This is a genomic window from Bacillus sp. SD075, assembly GCF_017355165.1.
Classification (GTDB): Bacteria; Bacillota; Bacilli; order Bacillales; family DSM-1321; genus Peribacillus.
Map to the genome: position 1 here is coordinate 17,927 of NZ_JADILK010000032.1, position 14,784 is coordinate 32,710.

15 protein-coding genes are annotated in these 14,784 nt (G+C 41.0%); 7 read left to right on the top strand and 8 right to left on the bottom strand.

Annotated features, from left to right (window positions below):
* Window positions 1–16: 16 nt before the first annotated feature.
* The 3 genes from IOC57_RS18290 to IOC57_RS18300 all read right to left on the bottom strand — a co-directional run bounded on the left by IOC57_RS18290 (window position 17) and on the right by IOC57_RS18300 (window position 2,760).
* Window positions 17–817 carry an amino acid ABC transporter substrate-binding protein gene (locus IOC57_RS18290; protein ID WP_207440026.1) on the bottom strand — a complete coding sequence of 267 codons (801 nt, stop codon included), beginning with the start codon at window positions 815–817 and terminating at the stop codon, window positions 17–19.
* Between the two features lie 19 nt (window positions 818–836).
* Window positions 837–1,370: a GNAT family N-acetyltransferase gene (locus IOC57_RS18295; RefSeq protein WP_207440027.1), complete on the bottom strand. Its 534-nt coding sequence runs from the start codon at window positions 1,368–1,370 to the stop codon at window positions 837–839.
* A gap of 61 nt (window positions 1,371–1,431) precedes the next feature.
* Complete coding sequence (locus tag IOC57_RS18300) at window positions 1,432–2,760, bottom strand: LLM class flavin-dependent oxidoreductase (protein WP_207440028.1); 1,329 nt, start codon at window positions 2,758–2,760, stop codon at window positions 1,432–1,434.
* Between the two features lie 433 nt (window positions 2,761–3,193).
* On the opposite strand from IOC57_RS18300, the gene IOC57_RS18305 reads away from it, so the two are divergent.
* Together IOC57_RS18305 and IOC57_RS18310 are read left to right on the top strand one after the other, a co-directional pair.
* A complete protein-coding gene (locus IOC57_RS18305) occupies window positions 3,194–4,336 on the top strand; it encodes an amidohydrolase (protein ID WP_396020858.1) in 1,143 nt (380 codons plus the stop codon).
* Window positions 4,337–4,360: 24 nt separating this feature from the next.
* Entirely contained in the window at window positions 4,361–4,792 is a 432-nt protein-coding gene (locus tag IOC57_RS18310) for a cytidine deaminase (RefSeq protein WP_207440056.1), read from the top strand.
* 59 nt (window positions 4,793–4,851) lie between these two features.
* On the opposite strand, the gene IOC57_RS18315 is transcribed toward IOC57_RS18310, so the two are convergent.
* The 3 genes from IOC57_RS18315 to IOC57_RS18325 form a co-directional block, all read right to left on the bottom strand.
* On the bottom strand, window positions 4,852–5,421 hold the full coding sequence (locus IOC57_RS18315) for an MEDS domain-containing protein (RefSeq protein ID WP_207440029.1): 570 nt from the start codon (window positions 5,419–5,421) through the stop codon (window positions 4,852–4,854).
* Window positions 5,422–5,640: 219 nt separating this feature from the next.
* Window positions 5,641–6,276, bottom strand: coding sequence for a FusB/FusC family EF-G-binding protein (locus IOC57_RS18320; RefSeq protein WP_207440030.1), 636 nt, complete (start codon window positions 6,274–6,276; stop codon window positions 5,641–5,643).
* 159 nt (window positions 6,277–6,435) lie between these two features.
* Window positions 6,436–6,699: a CD3324 family protein gene (locus IOC57_RS18325; RefSeq protein WP_076370080.1), complete on the bottom strand. Its 264-nt coding sequence runs from the start codon at window positions 6,697–6,699 to the stop codon at window positions 6,436–6,438.
* Between the two features lie 359 nt (window positions 6,700–7,058).
* On the opposite strand from IOC57_RS18325, the gene IOC57_RS18330 reads away from it, so the two are divergent.
* A complete protein-coding gene (locus IOC57_RS18330; protein WP_207440031.1) occupies window positions 7,059–7,703 on the top strand; it encodes an SDR family oxidoreductase in 645 nt (214 codons plus the stop codon).
* Window positions 7,704–7,745: 42 nt separating this feature from the next.
* On the opposite strand, the gene IOC57_RS18335 is transcribed toward IOC57_RS18330, so the two are convergent.
* Window positions 7,746–8,312, bottom strand: a complete 567-nt coding sequence (locus IOC57_RS18335; protein ID WP_207440032.1) for a sugar O-acetyltransferase — start codon at window positions 8,310–8,312, stop codon at window positions 7,746–7,748.
* Between the two features lie 351 nt (window positions 8,313–8,663).
* Between IOC57_RS18335 and brnQ the strand changes: the two genes are divergently transcribed.
* The 4 genes from brnQ (at window position 8,664) to IOC57_RS18355 (ending at window position 14,558) form a co-directional block, all read left to right on the top strand.
* Entirely contained in the window at window positions 8,664–9,995 is a 1,332-nt protein-coding gene (gene brnQ / locus IOC57_RS18340) for a branched-chain amino acid transport system II carrier protein (protein WP_207440033.1), read from the top strand.
* A gap of 469 nt (window positions 9,996–10,464) precedes the next feature.
* Window positions 10,465–11,331 (top strand): ATP-binding protein, encoded by an 867-nt coding sequence (locus IOC57_RS18345; protein WP_207440034.1) that lies wholly within the window; start codon window positions 10,465–10,467, stop codon window positions 11,329–11,331.
* Window positions 11,332–11,346: 15 nt separating this feature from the next.
* A complete protein-coding gene (locus IOC57_RS18350) occupies window positions 11,347–13,263 on the top strand; it encodes a vWA domain-containing protein (RefSeq protein WP_207440035.1) in 1,917 nt (638 codons plus the stop codon).
* Between the two features lie 599 nt (window positions 13,264–13,862).
* Window positions 13,863–14,558, top strand: coding sequence for a hypothetical protein (locus IOC57_RS18355; protein ID WP_207440057.1), 696 nt, complete (start codon window positions 13,863–13,865; stop codon window positions 14,556–14,558).
* Window positions 14,559–14,609: 51 nt separating this feature from the next.
* On the opposite strand, the gene IOC57_RS18360 is transcribed toward IOC57_RS18355, so the two are convergent.
* Window positions 14,610–14,729, bottom strand: coding sequence for a DUF4023 domain-containing protein (locus IOC57_RS18360; protein WP_207440036.1), 120 nt, complete (start codon window positions 14,727–14,729; stop codon window positions 14,610–14,612).
* Between the last annotated feature and the right edge of the window lie 55 nt (window positions 14,730–14,784).

Sequence of the window (14,784 nt, forward strand, 5' to 3'; positions counted from 1 at the left end):
AAAACCTCCGCTATGCTTATTCGCCGGAATTCGTGGTGATATCTTCACCAAAATATTTATTGGAAAGCTTCGCTAATGTACCATCTTCTTTAAGCTTTTTTATTTCTGTCGTGAATTCTTCATTTAATTTTTTTCCTTTTTCTGTTTTGGGAAATGGAAATCCTACATTTTCATAGGCCACTGGATCACCAACTAGTTTTAACGGAAGATCATTTTTCTTTATTTCCGCAACTAGGATTGGGCGGGAATTGATATATCCATCTACACGGTTATTAATGGCATCTTGCATTGCGCCATCCCGAGTTTCATAGGTTCGTATTTTGATATCGCCGTTTTTATCATATTTCTCTAGGTTCGCGACGTTATTAGACCCCAATACACCGGAAACGGTTTTGCCTTTAAGATCAGCCAAACTTTTAATATCATTGTTTTTGGTGCTTGATACAATTTGTGCACCATAATAACTATACGGCTCTGTAAAATTAAATTGCTCTTGGCGTTCTGTTGTTATGGCGACGGCATTCGCAACGGTGTCCAATTTACCTGATCCCAATTGCCCCATTATCCCACTGAAATCTGAAGTGACCCACTCTACCTTGTATCCTAAATCCTCAGCGATGAGTTCTGTAAGTTCTACGTCAAAACCTATTAACTTACCATCCTCTTGATAACCATTTGGATAGCTTTGGCCAGTGGACCCCACTTTAATGGTTTTTTGTTCGGAATCATTGGCAGTATTCTCTTGTTTTGAATTGCCACATGCTGCAAGTACTAATATGAAAAGTACAGAGAGTCCAAGGGAAAGAATTTTTTTCATCGTTATTATCCTCCAATTATTAAATGGTTTGATTATGTTTTTCAGTCCAAGCCTGATATTGTCCCGGCTGTAAGATTTTCCTCAAATATATCGTGAGATGACCTTTGCCTAAATCTTTTTGCCCGATTTCTTCAAATCCACTTTTTTCGTACATTTCCTTTAGCCATGGATGATTATCCGCGGTTCCGAGCGTAACCGCGGGGGCTCTCAGTTGCTTTTTCAAAATTTCCTCTTCGAGCCATGACAGAACTTTCTTCCCTATGCCTTGACGCTTATATGCAGGGTTTGTAGCGAACCAACCTATGTGCGGCAATACGAGCGGGCCAGGATTGGGGCCCCACGGTAACCGAATCGATACGGTGGAAATAAATGTCCCATTTTCCTCCAGAACATATACCTTATTTTCGGATATGTGTTTAATTGCTTCCTCTCTCGTGGCCGTTGCCGCAGAGAAGTGAATATCCAACTCTCTTATACTCGCATAAGCATCCAATGTTAAATGAAGGAATTTATCCACATCTTCTACACGTACTTCACGAAATATTTGACTCATCTTGGGCCTCCTATACTCCATCTAGTTAATTCTTTTTCGGTCGGGTGATTCTGTCCTTGAGTTAAAACTTATGAGAATATTGATTGGCCGGTTTATCCAGGCCAAGATTTCCTCGTAATGTGTTACTTTCATATTTCGTACGAAAAATTCCTTTTGATTGCAGTTCAGGGACAACAAGTTCAACAAAATCCGTTAAAGAATCAGGCAAGAGGGCTGGCATAATATTAAAGCCGTCAGCGGCATTTCCATTCACCCAATCTTCAATTTTATCCGCAATCTGTGTTGGTGTTCCAATTGCGATATGATGTCCACGTGATCCAGCAACCCACTGATATGTCTGACGTAACGTCAAATTTTCATTGGTCGCCCGTTTAACGATCAAATCATATTTACTTTGGATGCTGTCTACGTTATCTGGTAACGAAATATCAGCAAACGGTGTATCCAAAGGGATATTCGAAAAATCCACATTTCCAAAATACCTTCCCATAACAGCCAATCCTATTTCGGGAATAATCAGCTCCTGCAATGCCTCGTACTTTTCTTGGGCTTCCTTCTCAGTCTGCCCTACAATCGGGAACAAACCTGGCATAATACTCAAGCTGCTTTTCGACCGGTTAAAAGCGGCCAAATGACCTTTTAACTCTTGGTAAAATGCAACCGCGTCCTCCTTGTTCTCCTGGGCGGTAAAGACAATCTCTGCATGCTTTGCCGCAAGCAATTGCCCATCGCCAGAAGAGCCTGCTTGTACGATGACCGGATGTCCCTGAGGTGAGCGGGAAATATTTAATGGTCCTTTTACAGAGAAAAACTCACCTTGATGATTGATTTCATGAAACTTGCTTTCATCAATGAATTGGCCTGTTTCTTTATCGATAACCAACGTATCGTCTTCCCATGAGTCCCACAATTTCTTGGTAACTTCAACAAATTCAGTCGCCCTTTTATAACGGAGACCATGTTCTAAATGTTCAGATTTATTGAAGTTTACTGCAGTGGAGGCAAGGGACGTCGTGACTACGTTCCATCCAGCACGGCCGGAGGTAATATGGTCTAAAGAAGCAAATTTTCTAGCAACATTAAAGGGTTCTTCGTAGGTGGTGGAGGCCGTTGAAACCAAACCAATATTGGAAGTCGCCGAGGCTAGATAAGATAATAGGGTCAATGGCTCGAATCGAGTCAGGATATTGGGATGCGAGTCCTTTGCAATTGACAAACTATCTGCCAAGAATAATAAATCAAATAAACCTTTTTCGGCAGTCTGCGCCAACCCCTTAAAATAATCGATGTTCATATTTGCTTTCGGATTGGCGTTAGGATGTCTCCATGAAGCAACGTGATGTCCTGTTCCGGCCAAAAATACACCAAGTTTTACTGTTTTCTTTTTCATATGTCAAATGCTCCTTTGTGTCTTCACTTTTAAAAGAAGGGGATGTATAATAGTATATCCTTACTGGTTTACTATGAATTAATATTAAAATAAAACCCGCTTCCAGTTTAGAAGAGGGTTCCTTCCGACCAATGTGTATGTATGTCTGTACTTCTTTTCTACTATATGACTGTAATCCTTTTTTATAATGGTACGTTACTATAATATAGTAAATTACTTCACATGGTAGCACCTTGGATAATAAATTGTCAATGCTGAATATTCGAAATAAACACTTTCCGTTTCGGGGAATTCATTGTTATGATGCTTATGATGTGACTTAAATTAGAACATATGCCTTACTCGTTTATCAACTAGTTTATTTGATATGGCTTGAATATTAGCTTTCGTTCTTTAATTTTCGGATTTTTAAGGAGATGGGCAATCGGTGACTATAAGCAATGTAGAATTGGAAAATTATCTATTGGAATTCAGACGTGATCTTCATATGACACCTGAATTATCAAACCAAGAATTTGAAACGACTAAAAAAATTAAAGGAGCGCTCCAATCCCAAAATATTAAGATACTTAATTTCCCATTGAAAACTGGTGTCGTAGCAGAGATAAAAGGCAGCAAGCCGGGACCAACGATAGCTCTTCGCTCCGATATTGATGCTTTACCGATTTTGGAGCAATCTGAGGTGGACTTTCCTTCAAGGCGTAACGGCGTGATGCATGCATGTGGTCATGATTTTCACACTTCTGTCATTTTGGGGACTGCTTTTTTATTGAAAAAAGAAGAAAGTAATCTGTTCGGAACGATTCGTTTGATATTTCAACCTGCGGAGGAAACGGGACATGGTGCAAGTGCTTTAATGGAAACCGGTGTGTTGGATGATGTGGATGTGATTTTTGGCCTTCATAATGATCCGACATTGCAAGTTGGTGAGTTGGGGACAAAACATGGGGCGCTGACAGCGGGAGTCGATCGCTTTGAAGTGCATGTTAAAGCAACTGGCTCACATGCGGCCAAACCGGAAGAGGGAAATGACCCGATTATCATAACAGGACATATCATCTCAACGTTGCAAACCATCATCAGCCGAAATGTGGCCCCAAAAGAGTCCGCGGTTTTGAGCATCACTCAAATTCATAGTGGCTCAACATGGAATGTTATCCCAGATAGTGCATACTTGGAAGGAACCGTCCGCACCTTCAGTAAAACTCAACGAGAGTTCATTCACAAGCGGATGAAACAAGTCCTGCACGGTATAAGTGAAACATTCAATGCAAATATTGAATTGTCATGGCATCCAGGCCCCCCATCCGTTGATAATACGCCTGAATGGGCAGATTTGGCGCTTCAGGTTGGAGACGCAGCAGGTTACACGACAAAAACGTTGGAAGCTAGCTCCATAGGGGAAGACTTCGCTTTTTATCAAGAAAAAATACCAGGTGCTTTCGTAATGATAGGTTCAGGCGGTCCGTATGACCTGCATCACCCTAAGTTTATAGTAGATGAAACGGCACTTTTTCCAGCTGCTTCTTATTTCCGTTTATTGGCTGTGGAAGCGTTAAAAAAAATCTCTAAATGAGATGTTAGAAGAGAAGGAGGAGCCATCATCAAAACTTATCCCTTGAATGAGTCGGATCTTGATTTAATAGAAGCCGCAAATGCAAAAATTAGGGAGCTTTACGAGGAAAATAGGCATCATGTTGGCGCTGCATTAAAAACGAAGTCAGGAAAAATCGTTGCTGCTGTACATATCGAAGCATATATTGGCCGGATTACCGTATGTGCGGAAGCCGTTGCGATTGGGAAGGCGATATCGGACCGCGAAAAGGGATTTGATACAATCGTGGCGGTTAAGCATCCCTATTTCGTTGATGAAGACAGAGCTTTAAAAGTGGTTAGCCCCTGTGGGATGTGCCGTGAATTAATCTCGGATTATGCAAAAGACTGTTTTGTCATACTGCCTGTTAATGGGGAAACGGTCAAGGTGAAAATCGGTGAATTATTGCCGTATAAATACACGAGGGATTCATGGTGATCATTCAATAATGCAACGGGAAACAGCATGCTTAGGTGAATGACTAAGCGTGTTGTTCCTTATTTCAAACTAGATGGCAAGTATTGTTCCGAGATGATGATATCATCGTCTATTAAAACGTAAGGATGCGTTTCCAACAATATGGTTTTGAGGTAGTCTGGCATCCTCTCACCTTTGTAAGCACAAATTAATGGAAATGACAGCAGATTTACGGCTTCATCTACCGTTCTCTCAAAATCCTCTATGATATGCAGGGGTTCTTCCATGGTTGCCCATTCCACATGTGCCCATGATCGGAAAGGGATTTTATTATCCACATAGGATTGTACCGTTTTATTAAAGTATTCTTCGATTGCAGGTGGATGATAACTGCCGCTTGAGCAATAGAAATCGAAGTTGTTCACAAAGTGAATGAACTCCATTTGATCTTTCGTTAACCGAGTGCTCAGTTCTTTATGAATAATGGGGTAAATACGGTCATTTTCAATAAGAATGATATAATCTCCTGCCGCGATGCCGTCTTGGATAAAATTCAACACTTGTTTAATGTAATTTTCCATTTCATTATAGGAATATAGCACATGAACGCTCTTTTGGTCTTTGAACAACTGATGCATTTTGCTTTTCAATATATCATTCCTTCTTTCATGTAGCCCTTCAATTATACTTGAATTCTTTAAGCAGGACAAAATGGGAATTGTTTTTAACGGGAGAAGGGATATATCTCAACTGCCGGGATCTTAAGCATGTTCTTTGATGGCATTCACAACAGGTCAGTTACATGCTCAGGAGATATATGAACAAGCATAAAAAGCAACCCTTCGCCATTGAAGGATTGCTTTTCCCAATTATTTCAGCCTCTCGATCAGGTCGGTCATTTTATCCAAAGTGGTTATGTTCTGGTTGCATTTCATACTGTCCAGACAAATATAATTCCCTTTTTTAATGAATGTCCCTTGGACGGTTCCTTTTGTTTCAGACATGAACATCCCTGTTTCTTCAAAGCGGCTGCATATGGCACAGATCCCTTTTTTGTTTGAAGGTTTAATGGTTCCATGCAATCCGGTGAGTTTATTATGATGAGATGCAATGATGAATTTCTTTCCGGATCCGACATCATCCCATCCCAAGTATGAAATCTCTCTCAAATCGATGTTTTCCAACAAAGGGGTTTTTAATTTCTTGGCTTTAGGAAACAATTTTTTTATCGTTTTTTCGGTTACTTCTTTAAATGGAATCACAAATGGCTTTACCTGTAAGAGAAGGGCTTCGGCTTGTGCGGGATCTTTAATGGTATCTACCGGATCCAGCAATTGTTTTTGCTCTTCGCTCAAGTCACTGAATAAGCTGAATACTCGTTCTTTGGCGACTGTTTTCAGGGTGCTGATCACATCCATATCGTTGGCAGTCGCGTGTCCATTTATGAGAATCTGTGTTTGGGATTTAATGAAGTTATACTGCTCGCTCCTGATAAAAGGTTCCATTTTCTTCACTCCTGTTTCTGTTGCACGATATTTGTCACATGTTACCGTTTCTATTTACCTTACAGAAATCGCACCTGCTTTAAAAGGGGGAAAACGACTAAGAAACATACTCGGCATACGAATAGCACTGATATCAATATCAGTGCTAGCCATGCAAATCTATTTAGAATAAACGATTTTCTTGATGGTTTCAGCGGAGAGGAAATATTCCTCGGCTAATTGATGGATGGTATGCCCGTCCTTGAATGCATATTTTATAGAGGCATTCCGGTCATCGATCAATTCCCTTGATCCCGAACGGGTTCCCCATTTGTGATGGGCCTTTTCAGGTTTAGGGATATATATGGTTTCACCTTGCACATACTTTTGAATTTCAACGATCAGCTTTTCAGGCAAAACGGCCGTCGCTTTTACATATTTCATTTCTGCCAGCCCCTTATTCTTTATTAAGAATGAAATAAGGTGCAAAGCCGAATATTAGAAATGATAAGGCGGGCGATTAAGTTTAGCTTAATTCAACCCCATGCAAAGTATCGCCTCCAATAATGGGCTTTGCATGAGACGCTGCAGAAGGTGGCATTAACATTCTTATTGCCATCTTTACACCTCCCCTTTGTGTTTCTAAAGAACACGTGTTTTTCTTATTATAAAATATATAAGTGTGGTTGCCAAACTTTTTCCAATGATAATGATGAATCGGCGTGCTGATTGTTTGATAATGTCCTGAGTCCATGAAATAATTTAATTGGAAACCAAACTAACCATTATGGGAGCTGACCTTTATGAAAGTATTCGTAGTTGGGGCAAATGGGCAGATCGGTAAACATCTTGTGGATTTATTAAAAGATAGCCCGGATCATAGTGTACGGGCTATGGTTCGTAAAGAAGAACAGAGTAAGTGTTTGGAGAAAAATGGAATTGAATCAGCGGTCGTCAGTTTAACTGGATCAGTGGGTGAGATTGCGAATGCGGCAAAAGGCTGTGATGCCATCGTGTTTACAGCAGGATCGGGGGGAAGCACCGGTGCTGATCAAACGCTGTTGATAGATCTGGATGGTGCTGTTAAAACGATTGAAGCGGCAGAAAATTTGGGAATCAACCGATTCATCATGGTGAGTGCATTTCAGGCCAATAATCGCGAAAACTGGAATGAAGCCATCAAACCATATTATGTGGCTAAACACTATGCGGATAGGGCATTGTTACATAGCGATTTAAATTATACCATCATTCGGCCTGGAGGGCTGGTGAATGAACCGGGAACGGGCAAAGTGACCGCCGCTGAAGAATTGGAAAGAGGTTCGATTGCCCGTGAAGATGTGGCCCGGACTATTCTTGCTTCCTTAACTGAAGAAAATACCTACGAGCGTTCATTTGATTTAATCTCTGGTGATACTGTAATCGCGGAAGCGTTAAGGGAAATTTAACAAAAAAGGAGGCAGAGCCACTCAGGGGGAGTGAGCTCTGCCTTATTTAATTCCTTCAATATGCTTAATGACCTTCGCCGGGTTTCCGCCGACAACAACCCCTTCAGGAACATCCTTTGTCACGACTGCCCCTGAAGCGACGACAGAAAAATTCCCTATCGTTACGCCAGGATTGATGATGGCCCCTCCGCCAATCCATACATGATCCCCTATCGTAACCGGTTTTCCGTATTCCACTCCAGAACTGCGTTCAAAGGGATCCAACGGATGTGTGGCTGTATAGATATGCACTCCGGGAGCCAACATGCAGTCCCTGCCAATTTTGACTTCACAAACATCCAAAATGATGCAATCGAAATTAGCATAAAAGTTTTCCCCGACAGAAATGTTGTATCCATAGTCGCATCGGAAAGTGGGTTCAATATATACATTTAGCCCTGTGGAACCTAGAAGCTGTTTCAGCAGTGCAGTTCGTTCGTCCCCTTCATTTTCCGTTGTCTGATTGTATAACCGGGTCAACTTTCTGGCATTTTCCCTATCTTTTATTAATTCCGGATCAGCGGCGATGTAAGGTTCCCCGCCCACCATCTTTTCTTTTTCAGTTTTCATATTTACCTCCTATTTTTTGTTTATAAATAGTTTGGAGAAATACTAAAATAATTTTCCTGCAAAATAAATTGCAGTACTTTTTACTCAACTTTTCTGTTGAACCTAAATACTTATCCCATTTTCTTAAAAAGAAGTAAGAAAAGAAAGATTTTTCCGAATAATGAATGAAATAGCTTTGACAAACGTTACGCCGGATTTTATAGTAAGGAGTATTATGGATGATTCATAGTTTCATGAAGGTGCATTTTAACAGATAGGTAGAATAGTTTGAAGTCCATGTCACTTTTTCACCGGGAATTGATGGACAATCCTTTTCTTCGTCAAGATAATCAAAACAATGGAGGGCTCTATATGTCACAGAAAGCACCACTTTCTTTTGTCATTGTAACAGGATTAATGCTTTTTGCTTTATTTTTTGGCGCAGGAAACTTAATTTTCCCTGCCATGCTCGGTCAATCCGCCGGGACCAATTTATGGTCGGCCAGTTTAGGATTCATCATTACTGGTGTTGGATTGCCGTTCTTAACAATATTGGCATTTGGTTTTTCAGGAAAAAATGATGTTCAATCGCTTGCAAGCAGAGCACACCCGTTATTCGGCATCATTTTCACGGTCGTTCTTTATTTATCTTTGGGACCGCTTTTCGCGCTTCCAAGAACGGGGAGTGTATCCTACGAAATAGGGATTAAACCTTTCCTGTCCAATGATGCCGGTTTTTTACCTTTGCTGATATTCACGATCATATACTTTGGAATTGCCTGTTTATTATCAATCAACCCATCAAAAATGCTGGATATCGTCGGGAAAATATTAACACCGTTATTATTGATTTTCATCGGCATCCTGATTGTGGTTGCAATTATTAACCCAATGGGAGAAATCCAGTCACCAGCGGCTGATTATTCAGATAATTCTTTCTTCAAGGGATTTAAAGAAGGGTATTTGACTATGGATACGCTGGCCGGATTTGCATTTGGGATCATTGTCATCAACGCGATTAAAGATAAGGGGATAACATCAAGAAAAGAAGTGTTAGGCTTCTGTATGAAAGCCGGCTTAATAGCTGCCACTTTGTTGGTGATCGTTTATACGGCTTTGACTTATGTCGGGGCAACAAGTGTGGAGAAACTGGGTCAACTGGGTAATGGCGGAGACGTTTTGGCTCAAGCCTCGAATCATTTTTTTGGACCGGCTGGGGCCGTGCTGTTAGGGTTGATTGTGATCGCTGCATGCTTAACGACAAGCATCGGTTTGATAACGGCTTGTGCTACGTATTTTAATAAAATACTGCCTTCTGTATCGTATAAATCATACGTCGTCATTTTCTCTGTTTTTAGTGCTGCTGTTGCCAATGTAGGATTGACCAAGCTCATTTCCATTACAGTGCCTGTGTTAACGGCGCTTTATCCAGTGGCGATCGTTTTGATTGTTCTTACGTTCTTCCATTCCCTTTTCAAAGGGAAATCAGAGGTGTATTTAGGAAGCTTATTATTAACGGCCATCATCAGCGTTATGGATGGAATCGTGGCATCTGGCATTAAAGTGGACGCTGTATCGGATCTTTTCACTCAATATCTACCACTATATAGTGTAGGGGTAGGATGGGTGATTCCTGCCATCATCGGCGGTGTATTGGGGTATATGATATACCTATTGAAAGGCGATCCTAAGGAAGCTTATTAAGGGGCATCGGAATGACCTTCGAATAACGTTGATTTCCACTCCAAGGCATTGGCTTTCCGCGGTGCCCTTTGAGCTTGTGGGCTCTTCCCTTGGACGCGCTTTTTCCGCAGGAGTCCCGTACCCTCGTTCCAATCAAACGGATTGTTTTTTAAAGAAAAACTGTAGCCCGGTTTCATCTCGAACCTTGATTAAGACTAGGTTACACTTTTTTTTATATTATTTTATATCCCATATTGGATTGAAGAAATTTGCGGCACTCCGGCCGAATGTTTGCCAAACGGCCGGCGGAAAAGGGAGCGGAATTCTGAAAACAACGAGAACATTTTTTAATTAAAGAAACTGCAGGCAAACACGTTTTTCTTCGAATTTGCATGCAGTCTGGGAGCTGCCTGATGGCAGCTCCTTTTCTTAGTGTTTGTTTTTAATGGGAAAGAGCCTTAAAATGTTCAGAAAGGGGTGTAGGAACACAATGATCAATCGATTACCAATAGAAATCGCAAATATATTACAAGTTAGCAAAAAGAATCCTGATCAATTTGAGGAATTGATCAGGAGCGGCGGATATCTGCCTCCCGAGATGGAGTTGATGGTAGATGCCATCACAGCCTTAAGCATGGGGAAGAATATCCTATTGAAGGGGCCGACAGGGGCAGGAAAGACAAAGTTTGCCGAGACATTATCAAATGTATTCAACCAGCCGATGTTCAGTGTCAACTGCTCAGTAGACTTGGATGCCGAAAGCTTATTGGGCTTCAAGACGTTGGCTTACAAAGAGGAAAAACAAGTGATAGAATTCGTACCTGGACCAGTGACCAATTCGATGAATCACGGACACTTCCTATATATAGATGAAATCAACATGGCAAAGCCGGAAACTTTGCCGCTTATCAATGGTGTGCTTGATTACAGAAGGACGATAACGAATCCGTTCACGAATGAAGTCATAACGGCAAAAGAAGGCTTTAATGTGATTGCTGCAATCAACGAAGGGTATATCGGTACAGTGCCGCTGAATGAAGCGCTGAAAAATAGGTTTGTCGTAATTGAAGTTCCTTATATCGAAGGGGAGCAGTTGAAGCAATTAATAGAAACCAATACAAAGTTGAAGGACCCAAGAAGTATAGAATTATTCGTTAAACTGTCGGGTGATTTGATAAATGCCGTGAATCAAGGGAAGGTAGCTGAAGATGCGGCATCGATCAGGGCTTTGCTTGATGCTTGCGATCTAAGTGTGTTGATCCCGCCGAAAAGGGCGATTCTTCGTTCCATTGTGGATAAGTTGGACGAGGAACGGGAGCGTGAGTTTGTGAAGAACTTGGCTGACACATTATTCTAACTAGGAGAATGCCTCATGAAGTATATCCGGTTCAATGATTCAATAATAGATACGGCCCTTTTTCTACAGCTTCAGGATCTCTCGACTGTTTTATCCGGCATTCCTGAGCTGGAATTCGAATACAATTATGGCTCCTTCATTGATCTGATCGAGAATAAGGTCACAGCCAGCCATTTTTGGGAAAATGGAAATAAGGAAGTGAAGGAAGCGGGGTTGAAAACGGACGTGCTCCTTAGGACGATAGGTACGCTGCATCATTCGGCAATCCAGAGCATGAAGGAGTACCAGGATATCATCGGGGAAAGTGCGCTTCCGAAGTTTGCGGCCCAATTATTCACTTTACTGGAAGATTTGAGATTGGAAGAATTGGTGAAGAAAGAAAGGCCAGGCACGAAAAAATGGTTTTCGGTAAGGGGGGCTTACCTTAAGCAATATTTCGAAAGCCAATTGGCGACGAATGTCACAAGAAGTTTTGCACTGGATGAATTATACTGCCTCGTATATTTACTGCTTCAATCTGACAGGCCGGATCCGATTTTTCCAAGGGCCAATGTAAGGCAGCTGGAAGAACTGGAGAAACTGAAACCGTTCATCCATTCTGTTTTTGAAGCCGCTAAAACCAGTGACATCACGAGGATTTGTGAGCAAATCGTTTTTCGTGTGAACGATCGATACGAGGATACGATGAATGAATATTTCATCTTTCCCATTGCAAATGTGGAGAAGTATAAGGCAAATACCTTATTTGATGAACTGACTAGAAATGATGAATTGCTGAACGATGAGACAGAAGATATGGATGAAGAGAAAAGTGAGTTCATTGATGAAAAATTCTCGACTTGGCACCGGGAGAATAAGAACGGCGAGAGTAATTCGACTTTTCTTCAATTTGAATTGGAGCAGGGAACGAAAACAAGTATGATGGGCGGAGGTGCGCGTGAAGCGGAAGATACCGACCAAGCGCTGGCTTCGATCCAAGGTTCATCAGGGGAAAGTCAACAAAAGGAATACAATCAGCAAGAAACGTTGGAGAAGAAACAAACCAATATGGGCCAAAGTGGTGAACATCCATTTGGTGAAGAAAATAAAGACGTGGTTCAGGTGATCAAAGAAGCAAAAATACCAACACTTATGGAAGAGAAACGCTACCGTGAGTTTGTTGCGGATATCGAACCGTTCAAGAGAAAACTCTCCAGTACAATTGAAAAGACTCTGGAAAATAAAAAGAACGCACCAAGAAAAGATTTGGCTTTTGGACGTTTATCGAAGAAATTACTGCCGCTTGTATTTGAGGAGAATCCAAGGGTCTTTTATAAAAAGAACCAGGAATCAAATGAAATGGATGCCGTATTCACATTGCTTATCGATTGCTCGGCTTCCATGCATAACAAAATGGATGAAACGAAACGAGGGGTCGTCCTGTTTCATGAAGTACTGAAAAAATTAAGGATCCCCCACTCGATCGTCGGATTTTGGGAAGATGCAAATGAAGTGAGAGAAGGATATCAGCCGAACTACTTCCATGTGATCCAGTCCCATTCCGATTCTCTATATCTAAACTCGGGAGCTAAAATCATGCAGCTTGAACCGGAGGAAGACAACCGGGACGGATACAGCATCAGGGTTGCCACAATGGAATTGGAAAAAAGACGGGAAAAGAACCGATTCTTGCTCGTATTTTCCGATGGTGAGCCGGCAGCAAGCGATTATGATCAAAATGGCATTGTAGATACACATCTTGCTGTTTCGGAAGCGAGGAAAAAAGGCATAGAAGTCATCGGCCTGTTTTTAGCGGATGGGGGCATCGATGAAAGTGAAGAAATGACGATGAAAAACATCTATGGTAAAGAACGTCTAATGATTCCGAGTATAGCAGAATTGCCAGAGCAATTTACACCGCTGTTAAAAAAACTTTTGCTGAAGACCATTTGAGAAATCGAGTTCCCGCACTTGTCATACCTTGGCCTGACTGTAAACTGGATTTGGACGGGAAATGCATCCTGATTAGAATGGTAAAAGAGGCTGGGACATAAGTATTTTAGTCCAAGATAAACCCGATCTATAAGCGGAATTTCCGGCGAATAGATCGGGTCTTTCTTTGTTCTTTTCCATAGATTTTGTTGCTTTTTGCATCCTGTTTTTAAAAATCTAGTGTAATGGAGCGGAAGACCATCGACTACTAAGGGAAATAGAGGAAGCTTGAGACCCCGCAGGCTTGCCGAGGAGGCCCCGCTTCCTCCCCGCGGAAAGCGAGCGTCTGTAGCGCAATGGAACGAACTTGTTCTTATAGCTTGAATGGATGAATAAAAACAACATATACGAAAGCAGCATGATATTTAATGAGTAGAATAACTTAGAATGATTCGTCTTTGAGGATGGTTTATTTAGTTATGTCCCAGCCTCTTTTTTTGTTTGTCATGGCAGTCATTTCAAGTAAGCGAATATAGAGTTGAAAAACTTGAAAAGAACAACCAATGTGATTTCTTTTGGCGGGATTGGGGTAAACCATTGATGAGGAAGTGATCATTTTGATGAATTTACTTTTTATGTTGCTTTATTTTATCATCATTGTTCTTGTTATTGAAATATCGGTTACCTTAATGAAATTGACTGGATTAAAAAGCACAGTGGCAAGATTTCAGGTGATATCCATGCTGACGGGTACTGGTTTTACAACTGACGAGTCTAAATCCATTATTGATCATCCTGTTCGAAGGAAAATAAGCATGTTCTTAATTTTATTTGGTGCTTTCTCACTTGCTGTCATCATTTCATCGATTAGTACATTGCTTACAGATGATCTACGCTTGATGGAGTTAAGCATCATTATAGGAATACTGGTGGTTCTAGCCGTATTAGTGAAAGCTCCATTCCTGAATAATAGATTATCGAATAAGATGAAAAGTGAAATGTACAATCATTATGAATTATGGGAACACCCGATAGAGGAGGTCCTATTTTTAGATGATGATGACGTGGTCATGGAGATCGATATTTATGAGGGCTCCGAATTCGTAGATGTCAAAGCGTTTGATGTCATATCACATGGATCCGACATCAATATTTTATTTATTGAAAGTGGAGAAGTGAAGATCAGGAAAGAGTTATGCGAGTATAAAATCAAATTAGGGGATAACCTTTTTTTATATGGAAATAAAAAAGAGATAGAAGACAAATTTTCAAAAGAAATCGAAGTGATGAACAAGAAAAAGAGCGCATCGGATTGAGAATAATCCCAGCCTAATTATAAGGCTGGAATCTTTTGTAGATGGGCTTCATTAATGTTTTTTATTCGGTAATTTCTGACCGGGATTCCCATTGCCTTGACGTTGCTTATTACCTTCTTCCTTTTTCTGCTGCTCTTGAATGCTTTCAACGAATTCCTTTGAATTTTTCATGGAATGTACCTCCTCCGATATTTTCTTCTTTACTATAACCAAAAGTGGTGAAATT

Bases quoted from the DNA above. Each gene is read 5' to 3' on its own strand.
- IOC57_RS18290 (WP_207440026.1), bottom strand. From the start codon at position 817: ATGAAAAAAATTCTTTCCCTTGGACTCTCTGTACTTTTCATATTAGTA.
- IOC57_RS18295 (WP_207440027.1), bottom strand. From the start codon at position 1,370: ATGAGTCAAATATTTCGTGAAGTACGTGTAGAAGATGTGGATAAATTC.
- IOC57_RS18300 (WP_207440028.1), bottom strand. From the start codon at position 2,760: ATGAAAAAGAAAACAGTAAAACTTGGTGTATTTTTGGCCGGAACAGGA.
- IOC57_RS18320 (WP_207440030.1), bottom strand. From the start codon at position 6,276: ATGGAACCTTTTATCAGGAGCGAGCAGTATAACTTCATTAAATCCCAA.
- IOC57_RS18325 (WP_076370080.1), bottom strand. From the start codon at position 6,699: ATGAAATATGTAAAAGCGACGGCCGTTTTGCCTGAAAAGCTGATCGTT.
- IOC57_RS18330 (WP_207440031.1), top strand. From the start codon at position 7,059: ATGAAAGTATTCGTAGTTGGGGCAAATGGGCAGATCGGTAAACATCTT.
- IOC57_RS18335 (WP_207440032.1), bottom strand. From the start codon at position 8,312: ATGAAAACTGAAAAAGAAAAGATGGTGGGCGGGGAACCTTACATCGCC.
- brnQ (WP_207440033.1), top strand. From the start codon at position 8,664: ATGTCACAGAAAGCACCACTTTCTTTTGTCATTGTAACAGGATTAATG.
- IOC57_RS18345 (WP_207440034.1), top strand. From the start codon at position 10,465: ATGATCAATCGATTACCAATAGAAATCGCAAATATATTACAAGTTAGC.
- IOC57_RS18350 (WP_207440035.1), top strand. From the start codon at position 11,347: ATGAAGTATATCCGGTTCAATGATTCAATAATAGATACGGCCCTTTTT.
- IOC57_RS18355 (WP_207440057.1), top strand. From the start codon at position 13,863: ATGAATTTACTTTTTATGTTGCTTTATTTTATCATCATTGTTCTTGTT.
- IOC57_RS18360 (WP_207440036.1), bottom strand. From the start codon at position 14,729: ATGAAAAATTCAAAGGAATTCGTTGAAAGCATTCAAGAGCAGCAGAAA.